Origin of the sequence: Kitasatospora sp. NPDC094028 (assembly GCF_049543595.1) — a bacterium.
GTDB lineage: Bacteria > Actinomycetota > Actinomycetes > Streptomycetales > Streptomycetaceae > Kitasatospora.
In genome coordinates, this window is record NZ_JBMVFA010000058.1 from 18,524 (window position 1) to 32,284 (window position 13,761).

1 protein-coding gene is annotated in these 13,761 nt (G+C 76.4%); it reads right to left on the reverse strand.

The annotated features are described in order from the left end of the window. Nucleotides 1-18: 18 nt before the first annotated feature. A partial coding sequence (locus tag ACPC54_RS40695; protein WP_498972578.1) for a type I polyketide synthase occupies nucleotides 19-13,761 on the reverse strand: 13,743 nt, incomplete at its 5' end.

The window sequence follows — 13,761 nt, forward strand, 5'->3', positions numbered from 1 at the left end:
CGCCCGTCCGGCCCGCGGCTATTCCTGGCCGCGCAGCCACTCCTCCACGATCTCGGCGGTCAGGGCCGAGTCCTCCCGGATCATCGACAGGTGGTCGGCGTCGACACCGACCACCCGGGCGCCCGGCACGAGCGGTTCGGCCTGGGCGCGCTGCTCGATCGGGGCCTCGTCCACGCCCGTCAGGGCGCGGTCGCAGGTGACCAGCAGGACGGGCGCCGAGGTGTGCTGGACCTCCAGTTGGTTGAGCAGGACCATCCAGCGGCCCATCGCGGACAGCCGGGAGTTGGTCAGCCGCACCGGCGAGTCCGCGCCGGTGAAGTTGAGCCGCATCATGCCGGTGTAGTCGGTGCCCTCGTCCGCGTTGTGCTGGAAGCTCAGCGTGTCGAAGAGGACGACGCCCGCCGGGCGGATGCCCCACGTGTGCTCCAGCAGGCCGGCCGCGGCGTAGGCGAAGGAGCCGCCGGAGGAGTGGCCCGCGAGGACGAACGGGTGGCCGTCGCCGGCCCGCAGGGCGCTCTCGGCGATCACCCGGGTGGCGACCTCGGGGGTCGCGGGCAGCCGCTCGCCGGTGGCGAAGCCGACCAGCGGGAGAGCCGACACCTCGCGCTCGCCGCGGAAGTGGGCGGCGAGCCGGGAGTACTGGTGCACGCCCGCGTTGGCCGTCGGCGCGCTGACGCAGATCAGCCGGGTCGGGCGGGGTCCTTCGGCGAGGCGGGTGGCCCAGGGCAGGTCCTCCAGTTCGGCGGTCGCCTCGAAGGTGGGGCGCAGGGCCGCGACGGTGGCGAGCATGCGCTGGGCCTCGGGCACCTTGCCGTTGGCCAGGGCGTCGGTGAACAGCCGCTCCAGGGAGTCGAGTTCGGGTTCGCCGCCGGGCACGAGCACGGCCCCGTCCTCGCCGTCCTCGGTGCGCTGGTTGGCGAGCTCGCTGCGGATCCAGGTGGCGAGCTCGACCGGCGAGCGGCTGTCGAAGACGACGGTGGCGGGCATCCGCAGGCCGGTGACGGCGGCGATCCGGTTGCGCAGCTCGACGGCGGTGAGCGAGTCGAACCCGAGCTCGTAGAAGTCGCGTTCGGCGTCGACGGCCTCCGGGGAGGGGTGGCCGAGGACGGCGGCGGCTTCGGCGCGCACGGTGTCGACGAGGTGGCACATGCGGTCGCGCTCGTTGAGGTCGAGCAGTTGCCGGGTGAAGTCGGCGGCAGCGTCGGCGCCGCTCGCGCCGCCGCCGGCGGCGGTGCGCCGGGCGGCGCGGACGAGTCCGCGGAACAGCGGCGGCACGTCGCCCTGGGGGCGCATGCCCCCGGCGGCCAGGCCCATCGGGATGACGAGCGGTTCGGCGGAGCCGAGGGCGGCCTCGAACAGGGCGAGGCCCTGCTCGACGGAGAGCGGCGGGATGCCGCCGGACTGCATGCGCCGCATGTCGGTCTCGCTGAGCTCGCTGGTCATGCCCGCCTCCTGGGCCCACGGGCCCCAGGCGAGCGAGGTGCCGGCCAGGCCGAGCGACCTGCGGTGGTCGACGAGGGTGTCCAGGAACGCGTTGGCCGCGGCGTAGTTGCCCTGGCCGGGGCTGCCCATGACGCCCGCGATGGACGAGAAGACGGCGAAGACGGCGAGGTCGAGGTGCCGGGTGAGGTCGTGGAGCTGCCAGACGGCGTCGACCTTGGGCCGCAGGACGGCGGACAGGCGCTCGGGGGTGAGCGCGGTGATGATGCCGTCGTCCAGCACACCGGCCGTGTGGATGACCGCGGTGAGCGGGTGCTCGGCCGGGATGCCGGCGAGCAGGGCCTCGGTGGCGGCGCGGTCGGCGGTGTCGCAGGCGACGACGCGGGCCTCGGCGCCGAGCGCCGCCAGGTCGGCGAGGAGTTCGGCCGCTCCGGGCGCGTCCGGTCCGCGCCGGCTGGTGAGCAGCAGATGGCGGGCGCCGGTGACGGCGAGGCGGCGGGCGAGGTGGCGGCCGAGGGCGCCGGTGCCGCCGGTGATCAGGACGGTGCCGTCGGGGTCGCGCTCCGCGGGCATCGTGAGGACGGTCCGGGCGGCGCACTCCCCGGCGCCGAGCGCGGTGCGGGCGGCGCGGATGTCGTGCGCGGCGACCGGTGGCGCGGTGAGCTCGCCGCGTGCGGCCAGGGCGACGAGCTCCGCGAGGATCGCGGCGGTCTCGTCGCGGTCCGGTGCGGGCAGGTGGGCGAAGGCGTCGTCGTCGAGGACGAGGTCGGTTCCCGCCGCCGCGCGCCCGACGAGCCGCTCGGGCGGCAGGCCGTGGCCGAGCAGGGCGGCGCGCAGCCCGTCGGGGGCCGTGGCGGAGACGTCGGCGCCCAGTCGCAGCGCGAGCTCGACGGCGGCGGTGGCCGGGCCGGTGGCGGTGGTGTGCACGTGGACGGTCCGGCCGGCCTGGGCGGCCGAGCGGCCGAGGGCCTGCCAGGCGGGGACGAAGTCGGCGGCCAGGGCGGCGGCGCCCTCGAAGGACCAGCCCTCGGGCAGCCGGGCCAGCAGGCGCCGGTCGGCGACCGCCTTCGGCCCGGCGGGCAGCACGCCGAAGACCTCGTCGCCCGGGCGAAGGTCCGGCACATCGTCACCGACCGCTGTCACCACGCCGGCCGCGCCGGTTCCGCCTCCATGAACCGCAGCGGCCCGGACGGCGACGGCGACCTGTCCGGCCGCGGGCGGCTCGGCCGCCTCGGGACAGGGCACCAGGGCCATGTCGTCGGCGAGCGTGCCCTCCATGACCCACGGCGTGCCGGCCGGGGGCAGCAGCCCCGCCGCGTCCGCGAGCCGGGCCAGTCGGCCCACCCGCAGGGCGCCGTCGCGGACGGTGAACTGGGCCTCGCCGTCCGCCAGCAGGCCGGGCAGCAGCGGCAGGACCGCGGCCACGTCCTCCGTGCGTTCGACGTCGAGGAGGGCGAAGCGGCCGGGGTGCTCGGAGTTCGCCGAGCGGACGAGGCCCCAGGCGGCGCCACCGGACAGGTCGCGGACGGTCTCGCCGTCGGCGGCCCGGACGGCGCCCCGGGTCACGAACACCAGCCGGGAGGAGGCGGCGCGGTCGTCGGCCAGCCAGTCCTGGACGAGGGCGAGCACGCGTGTGGTGTGCGCGTGGACGGCCTCGGGGACGTCGCCGGCCGGGCCGTCCAGGGCGACCAGGACGAGGTCGGGCACCGGTCGGCCGAGGTCCGCGAGGGTCGCGGCCGAGGAGCCCGTGCCGTAGGCGTCCCGGCCGAGCGCGGTGCAGCGCGGCGCCGTGGCGGCGGGCGGCGTGGCGGGGGCGGGGACCCACTCGATCCGGAACAGCGGGTCGCGGCCGGTACGGGCGGCGGCAGCGGCGGCCTGCGGGGGGCGCAGGGTGACCGAGCCGACCGTCAGCACCGCGCCGCCCGCCGGGTCGGTGGCGGTGACGGACACCGTGTCCTCGCCGAGGCGGGCCACCCGTACCCGCAGGGCGGCCGCTCCCCCGGCGTGCAGGGCCACGCCCTGCCATGCCCGGGGCTGCGGCAGTTGCTCCTCGGTGCCGACGCCGATCAGCACGGCGGCGTGCAGGGCGGCGTCGAGCAGGGCCGGGTGCAGGCCGAAGTAGCGGGCGTCGTCGGCGGGTTCGCCGTCCAGTTCGACCTCGGCGAACACCTCCTCGCCGCGCAGCCAGGCGGCGCGCAGTCCGCGGAACGCCGGGCCGCACCCGGGCTCGCGGTAGAAGCCGTCCAGGTCGACGGCGAGCGCGCCGGCCGGCGGCCAGGCGGCCTGGGCGTAGTCCGGAAGGTCGGTGTCCTGGGGCACGAGGGTGCCGGTGGCGCAGCGCGTCCACGGCTCGTCGGGGGCGGCGTCGCCGGGGCGGGCGTAGCAGGCCACCGGGCGGGAGCCGGTGTCGTCGGGCGCGCCGACGCGCACCTGCACGACGGGTTCGTCGTCCTCGGCGAGCGGGAGCGGGTCGCCGAGCGTGAGCTCCGCGATCCTGCCGCAACCGACCTGGTCGCCGGCCCGGACGGCCAGTTCGACGAAGGCGGCGGCGGGGAAGGCGAGCCGTCCGCCGATCCGGTGGTCGAGCAGCCACGGGTGGACGCGCAAGGCAAGGCGGCTGGTGAACAGCACGCCGTCGGTGTCGTCGGCGAGCGGGACGGCGGCGCCGAGCAGCGGGTGCTCGGCGGGGACGAGGCCGACGGAGGCGACGTCGCCGGAGAGGGCGGCCGGGCGCGGCCAGTAGCGGCGGTGGTCGAAGGCGTAGGTGGGCAGGTCGACCCGGCGGGCGCCGGTGCCGTCGAACAGGGCCGCCCAGTCGACCGGGACGCCGGCCGCGTGGAGCGAGGCGAGGGCGGTGAGCAGGGTGCGCTCGTCGGCGCGGTCCTTGCGCAGGGCGGCGGCGCGGACGCAGCCGGCCGCGCCGTCGCCGAGGCTCTGTTCGGCGAGGGCGGTGAGGACGCCGTCCGGGCCGAGTTCGAGGAAGGCGGTGGCCCCGGCCTCGTGCAGGGCGCGGACGCCGTCGGCGAAGCGGACGGCCTCGCGGACGTGGCGCACCCAGTAGTCGGGGCTGGTGAGGTCCGCGCCGAAGGCGCCGGTGAGGTTGGAGACGACCGGGATCGAAGGGGCGCCGTAGGACAGGCCGTTGAGGACGGTGCGGAAGTCCTCCAGCATCGGGTCCATCAGCGGGGAGTGGAAGGCACGGGACACCCGCAGGCGGGACGTCCGGCGGTCGGCGAAGTGCGCCTCGATCCCCGCGACGGCCTCCTCCGTGCCGGAGACGACGACGGAGGTCGGGCCGTTGACGGCGGCGATCGACACGAAGTCACCGAGCAGCGGCAGGACTTCGTCCTCCGTGGCCTGAACGGCGAGCATCGCGCCGCCCTCCGGCAGCGCCTGCATCAGCCGACCGCGCGCCGCCACCAGGGCGCACGCGTCACCGAGCGAGAACACCCCGGCGACGTGCGCCGCGGCGATCTCGCCGATCGAGTGGCCCGCGACGAACTCCGGCCGGACGCCCAGGGATTCGACGAGCCGGAACAGCGCCACCTCGACGGCGAACAACCCGGCCTGGGCATACTCCGTCCGGTTCAGCAGCTCCGCGTCCTCGCCCCAGACGACCGCGCGCAGCGGCTGGTCCAGGTGCTCGTCCAGCACCGCACGCGCCGCGTCGAAGGCATCCGCGAACACCGGGAAGCGCGCGTACAGCTCCCGACCCATGCCGAGGCGCTGCGAGCCCTGGCCGGAGAACAGGAAAGCCGTCGAGCGCTCCGCCGCGACACCGCGGGCCACCTCCGTCAGGCCCTCGCTGCACGCGAGCAGCACGGCCCGGTGTTCGAAGGCGGAGCGTCCGGTGGCGAGCGAGAACCCGATGTCCAACGGAGAGAGTTCGAGCGCGCAGGCGCGGGCGAGGTGGGTCTCCAGCGCGTCCTCGGAGCGGCCGGAGAGCACCCACGGGACGACGGCGGGCAGCACCAGCTGGTCCTCGGTGCACTCGGTCACGGCGGGGGCCTGTTCGAGGATCACGTGCGCGTTGGTGCCGCTGATCCCGAACGAGGAGACCCCGGCCCGCCGAGGACGGCCGACCTCGGGCCAGGGCCGGGCCTCGGTGAGCAGGTCGATCGAGCCCGCCGTCCAGTCCACGACGGTGGACGGCCGGTCGATGTGCAGGGACTTCGGCAGCACACCGTGCCGCATGGCGAGCACGGTCTTGATCACCCCGGCGACGCCGGCGGCGGCCTGGGTGTGGCCGATGTTGGACTTCAGCGAGCCGAGCAGCAGCGGCCGTTCGCGGTTCCTCCCGTAGGTGGCGAGGAGCGCCTGGGCCTCGATCGGGTCGCCGAGGGCGGTGCCGGTGCCGTGGCCCTCGACGGCGTCGACCTCGGCGGCCGACAGTCCCGCGCTCGCGAGCGCCTGGCGGATGACGCGCTGCTGCGAGGGGCCGTTGGGTGCGGTGATGCCGTTCGAGGCGCCGTCCTGGTTGACGGCGCTGCCGCGCACGAGCGCCAGCACCGGGTGCCCGTTGCGGCGGGCGTCCGACAGCCGCTCCAGGACCAGCATGCCGACGCCCTCGGACCAGTTGGTGCCGTCGGCGGCGTCCGAGTAGGCCTTGCAGCGGCCGTCGGCGGCGAGCCCGTTCTGGACGGTGAAGCCGGCGAAGCTCACCGGCGTGGTCATCACCGTCACGCCGCCCGCGAGCGCGAGTCCGCACTCGCCGCCCCGCAGCGCCTGGGTGGCCCAGTGCAGGGCGACCAGGGACGACGAGCACGCGGTGTCGACGGTGACGGCCGGGCCCTCCAGGCCGAGCGTGTAGGAGATGCGGCCGGACAGCACGCTCGACGCGAGGCCGGTGCCGGCGTGGCCGCCGATGTCCTCGCGCGAGTTCATCATGAGCGTCGCGTAGTCGAGGCCGCTGGTGCCGACGAAGACGCCGGTGCGGCTGCCGCCGAGCTTCTGCGGGTCCACTCCGGCGCGCTCCAGAGCCTCCCAGGAGGTCTCCAGCAGCAGGCGCTGCTGCGGGTCCATGGCGAGGGCCTCGCGCGGCGAGATGCCGAAGAAGGAGGCGTCGAAGTCGGCGACGGCGTCGATGAAGCCGCCTTCCAGGGTGGCGCTGCGGCCCCGCCCGTCGCGGTCGCCGACGAGCAGGGTCCGCAGGTCCCAGCCGCGGTCCTCCGGGAAGCCGGCGATGCCGTCGCCGCCCTCGGAGACCAGGCGCCACAGCTCGTCGGGCGAGGTGACCCCGCCGGGCAGGCGGCAGGCCATGCCGACGATCGCGATCGGCTCGCCGTCGTCGGCCGCGGCCCGCACGGCGGGCAGCAGCGGGTCTGCGGGGGTGTCGAGGAGCTCGGCCAGGAGGTGCTCGGCGAGCGCCTGGGCGGTCGGGTAGTCGTAGACGGAGGTGGCGGGGAGCCTGAGGCCGGTGGCCGCGCCGAGCCGTGCGGGCAGCTCGACGGCCGTCAGCGAGTCGAAGCCGAGGTCGCGGAACTTGCGGTCCGGGGCCACGGCGGAGCGGTCGGCGTAGCCGAGCACGGCGGCGACGTGGGTGCGGACGAGGTCGGTGAGCAGGGCGGTGCGCTCGGCCGGGGTGAGGGCGCGCAGGCGGCCGGTGAGCTCGGAGGCGGCGGTCGCGTAGTCGCGGCGGGCCGCGGCGGCGGCCTCCAGGACGGGCCGGGCCGCCGGGAGGTCGCGCAGCAACGGGTTGCCGCGCAGACCGACGAGGCTCTCCAGGACCTGCGGCTGCGTCAGGTCGAGCAGCACGAGCGCGGGGGCCGGGCGGGTGACGGCCTGGCGCAGCGCGGCCAGGGCGAGGTCGGGGTGCAGGGCGGGGACGGCGGCGCGCTGGATGCGTCCGTCGTCCTCGGCCGCAGCGCCCGAGTCGATGCTGGTGGCCTCGGCGCCGATCCACGCGCCCCAGGCCACGGAGGTGGCGGGCAGGCCGTCGGCACGGCGGCGCCGGGCGAGCGCGTCCAGGACGGCGGCCGGGGCCGCGAGGGTGGCCCGGCCGGGGGTGCCGACGGCGCCCGCGACGGAGGAGCAGAGCACGAAGGCCGTCAGGTCGAGGCCGCGGGTCAGCTCGTCCAGGTGGAGGGCGGCCCCGGCGCGGACCCGGTGGACGGCGGCGAGGCGCTCGGGCGTCAGGTCGTCGAGGACGCCGTCGTCGACCGTGCCCGCCGCGTGGACGACGGCGGTGAGCGGGGCGTCGGCGGGGATCGCGGCCAGCAGGGAGACGAGGGCGGCACGGTCGGTGACGTCGCACGACGCGATCGTCACGACGGCGCCCAGGCCGCCCAACTCCTCGGCGAGATCGGCGGCGCCGGGGGCGTCGAGCCCCCGGCGGCTCGCCAGCAGCAGGTGGCTCGCGCCCGCGGCGGCGAGCCGGCGGGCCACGGCCGCGCCCCGGCCGCCGGTGCCGCCGGTGATCAGCACGGTGCCCGGGGTCTGCCCCGGCGTCCAGCCCGCGTCCGGCGCGCCGGCCGGGGCCGGGACCAGGCGGCGGGCGTGGACGGCGGCGGCGCGGATCGCGATCTGGTCCTCGCCGTCCGCGCCGGCGAGCACGGCGGCCAGGCGGCGCACCGCGGACCGGTCCGGCGCCTCGGGCAGGTCGACGAGACCGCCCCACTGCTGGGGGTGCTCCAGCGCGGCGACCCGGCCGAGGCCCCACACGGCGGCCTGCTCGGGCGCGGTCGGCGCCTCGGTGCGGGCCACGGCGACCGCGCCGCGCGTCAGGCACCACAGCGGCGCGGTGAGGTCCGCGTCGCGCAGCGCCTGGAGGAGGCCGAGGGCCGCGGCGGCCGGGTCGGCCTCACGGCCGAGCGCGAGGAGGGACAGGACCCCGGTGAACGGGCGCCCGGTCGAGGGCAGTTCGCGCAGCAGCGCGGCGAGCCCGGCACGCTCCGCCGTGGGCACGGACAGGCACAGGGCGTCCGGTCCGACGGCCTCGCAGGCCGCCTCCGTCCACGCCTCGTCGCCGTCCCCTGCGGGCGTCACCACCAGCCATGGGCCGGACGGCCGGGCCGTCGAGCCGCCCGGCAGCGCGCGCCAGGACTCGTGGAAGCGCAGCGCATCCAGCAGGGACTGGTCGCGGTGGTGGCGCCGCCACGCGGACAGAGCCGGGAGCACCGCTCCGAGCGCGTCGCCGTCCACGGCGAGGTCGGCGGCGAGCGCGTCCAGGTCCTCGCCCTCGACGGCGGCCCAGAAGCGGGCGTCCAGCGGGTCGTCCGGCGCGGCGGTGCCGGAGCGGATGGTCAGGGCGTGGGTCTGCGGCCAGTAGCGCTCGCGCTGGAAGGCGTACGTCGGCAGGCTGGTGTGGCGGGCACCGGTGCCGTCGAACAGGCGCGCCCAGTCGACCGGCGTGCCGACGACGTGGAGTCGGGCGAGCGCGGTCAGCAGCGCACTCTCCTCGGGGCGGCCGCGGCGGCCGGCCGGCTCGACGACGACCTCCGAGGCATCCGCCAGGGTCTGGCGGACGGCCGGGGACAGGGCCGCGTCCGGGCCGAGCTCCACGAAGTCGGTCGCACCGGCGGCGTGCAGCGTGCGGATCCCGTCGGCGAAGCGGACGGCCTCGCGGACGTGGCGCACCCAGTAGTCGGGGGTGCGGAGGTCCTCCTCGCCGAGTTCACCGGTGAGGTTGGAGACCAGCGGGATCGAAGGAGCGTTGTAGCTCAGCCCGTTGAGGACCTCACGGAAGTCCTCCAGCATCGGATCCATCAGCGGGGAGTGGAAGGCGTGCGAGACCTGCAACCGCGTGGTCCTCCGGTCGGCGAAGTGCGTCTCGATCGCCGCGACGGCCTCCTCCGCGCCCGAGACGACGACGGACGACGGACCGTTGACGGCCGCGATCGACACGACGTCGCCCAGCAGCGGAAGGACTTCGTCCTCCGTCGCCTGCACGGCGAGCATCGCGCCGCCGGACGGCAGCGCCTGCATGAGGCGGCCGCGAGCGGCCACCAGGGCGCAGGCGTCGGCCAGGGAGAACACTCCGGCGATGTGCGCGGCCGCGATCTCCCCGATCGAGTGCCCCGCCACGAACTCGGCCCGCACGCCCAGCGATTCGACGAGCCGGTACAGCGCCACCTCGACGGCGAACAACCCGGCCTGGGCGTACGCGGTCCGGTTGATCAGCTCCTCGTCCGAGCCCCACACGACCTCGCGGACGGGCAGGTCGAACTGCGCGCAGACCGCGTCGAAGGCCTCGGCGAACACGGGGAAGCGCCCATACAACTCCCGTCCCATGCCGAGGCGTTGGGCACCCTGCCCGGAGAACAGCAGTGCCGTCCTGCGCTCGCCGTCGGCGACGCCCCGGGCCACCTCGGTGCCGTCCAGCAGCACCGCCCGGTGCGCGAACCGCGACCGCCCGGCGGCCAGCGAGAGGCCGACGTCCACGGGCGAGGCGTCCAGCCCTTCGAGTCGCGCGAGCTGCGCGTCCAGCGCGGCCTCCGACTTGCCCGCCAGCACCCACGGCACGACGCCCGGCGCCACCGCCGGCTCAGGCGCGGGGGCTTCGGCCGGCGGGGCCTGCTCGACGATCACGTGCGCGTTGGTGCCGCTGATCCCGAACGCCGACACGCCCGCGCGACGCGGCCGGCCGGTCTCCGGCCACTCCTCCGCCCGCGTGAGCAGCCGGATGTCACCGGCCGTCCAGTCGACGTGCGAGGACGGCGCGTCCACGTGCAGCGTGCGGGGCAGCACGCCGTGCTGCATCGCGAGCACGGCCTTGATCACGCCGGCCGCACCGGCGGCGGCCTGGGTGTGGCCGATGTTGGACTTCAGCGAGCCGAGCAGCAGCGGCCGTTCGCGCTCCTGCCCGTAGGTCGCGAGGAGGGCCTGGGCCTCGATCGGGTCGCCCAGGGTGGTGCCCGTGCCGTGGCCCTCGACGAAGTCGACCTCCGCCGCCGAGAGGCGCGCGTTGGCGAGGGCCTGGCGGATGACGCGCTGCTGGGACGGGCCGTTGGGGGCCGTCAGTCCGTTGGAGGCGCCGTCCTGGTTGACGGCGCTGCCGCGTACGACCGCGAGCACCGGGTGCCCGTTGCGGCGCGCGTCGGAGAGCCGCTCCAGCACCAGGACGCCCGCGCCCTCCGACCAGCCGGTCCCGTCCGCACCGTCGGCGAACGCCTTGCAGCGCCCGTCCGGGGCCAGTCCGCCCTGCCGGGTGAAGCCGGGGAAGCCGAGCGAGGACGACATCACGGTGACGCCGCCGGCCAGGGCCAGCGTGCACTCGCCGCTGCGCAGCGACTGGGAGGCCAGGTGCATGGCCACCAACGAGGACGAGCACGCCGTGTCGACGGTGACCGCCGGGCCCTCCAGGCCGAAGGTGTAGGAGATCCGGCCGGAGACCACGCTCGCGGCCAGGCCGGTGCTCGCGTGGCCCTCGATGTCCTCCTGGGCGTTCATGACGAGCGTCAGGTAGTCCTGGCCGCCGGTGCCGACGAAGACGCCGGTCCGGCTGCCGCGCAGCGCCGTCGGGTCGATCCCGGCGCGCTCGACGGCCTCCCAGGACGTCTCCAGCAGGAGCCGCTGCTGCGGGTCCATCGCGAGGGCCTCGCGCGGCGAGATCCCGAAGAAGGCCGCGTCGAAGTCGGCCACCCCGTGCAGGAAGCCGCCCTTGGCGGTGGCGCTGCGCCCGCGGTCGCCGGGGCCGCCGCCGAGCAGGGTGTCGAGGTCCCAGCCGCGGTCGGTCGGGAAGTCGGAGATGCCCTCCCGGCCCTCGGCGACCAGCGCCCACAACTCCTCGGGCGTCTCGATCCCGCCGGGCAGGCGACAGGCCATGCCGACGATCGCGATCGGGTCGTCGGCGGTGGCGGCGGCCGTCGCGGCCGGGGCGACCGGCTCGTCGTGCCGGCCGAGCACCTCCGCGAGGACGAGGTCGGCGATAGCGGCCGGGGTCGGGTGGTCGAAGACCAGGGTCGCCGGGAGGCGCAGACCGGTGACGGCGGTGAGGCGGTTGCGCAGTTCCAGGGCGGTGAGTGAGTCGATGCCGAGGTCGTGGAAGTCCCGGTCGGCGGCGACGGCCTGCGGCGAGGCGTGGCCGAGGACGACGGCGGCCTCGGTGCGGACGAGGTCGACGACGTGGCGCAGGCGGTCGGTCTCGCGCAGCTCGTAGAGGCGGGCGGCGAGGGCCGTCGTGGTGGCGGCGCCGGTTCCGGTGGCGGAGGCCGTGCGGCGCCCGGCGGGCAGGAGGGCGCGGAACATCGTGGGCACCTCGCCGCGCGGGCGGGCGCCGGCGGCCATGCGGCCGGTCGCGACGAGGTAGGGCGAGTCGACGGCCATGGCGGCGTCGAGCAGGGCGAGGCCGTCCTCCTCGGTGAGGGGCGGGACGCCGGAGGCGTGGATGCGGTGCAGGTCGGCTTCGGAGAGAGTGCCGGTCATGCCGGCGGTCGGCATCCAGGCGCCCCAGCCCAGGGACTGGGCGGGCAGGCCCTGGTGGCGGCGCCACTGCGCGAGGGAATCCAGGTAGACGTTGGCCGCGGCGTAGTTGCCCTGGCCCGCCGTGCCCATCACGCCCGAGATGGAGGAGAAGAGGACGAAGGCCTTGAGGTCCTGGTCCTTGGTCAGCTCATGGAGGTTCCAGGCGGCATCCACCTTCGGGCGCAGGACAGACGACAGGCGCTCGGGCGTGAGCGCGGTGACGATGCCGTCGTCCAGCACACCGGCCGCGTGCACGACACCCGTGATCGTCCGCCCGTGCAGCGCCTCGGCGAGCGCCTCCCGGTCGGCGGCGTCGCAGGCCACGACCTCGACGTCGGCGCCCAGCGCGCGCAGTTCCTCCAGCCACGCGCCGACGCCACCGCGGCGGCTCAGCAACAGCAGGTCCCGGACGCCGTGTCCGGTGACGAGATGCCGGGCCACGAGACGGCCCAGGCCTCCGGTGCCACCCGTGATCACGACCGTGCCCCCGCCCCAGTCCGACGAGCCTTCCCCGGGGACCACGCGCCCGAGCCGACCCACCCGGACGACGCCGTCGCGCACCACGACCTGCGACTCGGCCACGGCCAGCACCGCGTCCAACGGCAGCCCGCCGTCCGTGTCGACGAGGACGAAGCGGCCCGGGTTCTCCGACTCGGCCGCCCGCACCAGGCCCCAGAGCGCGCCGCCGGCCAGGTCCGCGACCTCGCCACCCGCCACCGCGCCCCGGGTGACGAACACCAGGCGGGAGTCCCCGAACCGCGGCTCGGCCAACCACTCCTGCACCAGGTTCAGTGCCCACGCCGTCACCTCGTGCACGTCCTCCGGCATCGAACCACCCGCCACCGGGACCACCACGGCATCCGGCACATCGTCCGTCAGCTCCGCGAACGACGCCACGCCCGCACCCAGCGTCACCGCCGTCACGCGCTCACCCGTGCGCGACGGCGCGGGCACCCACTCCAGCCGCAGCAGCGAACCCGCGGTGTCCGCTCCCTGCACCACGGCGGCCGGCTCGGCCAGCGTCAGGGCCTCCGCCGACAGCACCGGCTCCCCGGCGGCGTCCACGACGGCGAGCGCGAGGGTCTCCTCGCCCGTGCGCACGAGCCGCGCCCGCACGACGGAGGCACCCGAGGCGTGCAGCGACACCCCGGACCACGCCACCGGCACCAGCCCGCGGCCGTCCGCCCGCACCACGGCCGTCAGCAGTGCCGGGTGCACGCCGAAGCCCGCGGCCTCGTCGGCCGCGTCGCCCGGCAGGACCGCCTCGACGAAGGTCTCCTCACCGCGCCGCCAGACCGAGCGCAGCCCATCGAAGGCCGGACCGAGGTCCGCCTCCTCCCGGATCCCCGTCAGCTCGGCGACGACCGCGCCCTTCGGGGGCCAGACCGAGGCGTCGAACCCGGCCGCGCGCTCGCCGCGGACCAGCTCGCCCGTGGCGTGCTCGGTCCACGCGGCGTCCGCGTCCGGACGGGAGAAGATCCGCACCGGCCGGGCCCCGGAGGCCGCTGGGGCGTCCACCTGGATCTGGACCACGACCGCGCCGTCCTCGGGCAGAACGAGCGGTTCGGCGAGCGCCAGCCGCTCGACACGGTCGCAGGCCACCTGGTCACCGGCGCGGACCGCCAGCTCCAGGAACCCGGTCGGCGGGAAGACGGCCACGCCGCCCACCCGGTGGTCGCCCAGCCACGGCTGCGCCTTGAGCGACAGGCGGCCGGTGAGCAGGGTGCCCTCGGCGTTCGCGAGCGCGACGGTCGCGCCCAGCAGCGGGTGCTCGGCCGGCGACAGGCCGGCACCGGTCACGTCGCCTGTGCGGCGGGAGGGGCGCGGCCAGTAGTGCTCGTGCTGGAAGGCGTAGGTGGGCAGGTCGGCGCAGTGGGCGTTGGTGCCGTCGAAGAGCCGCGCCCAGTCGACCGGGACGCC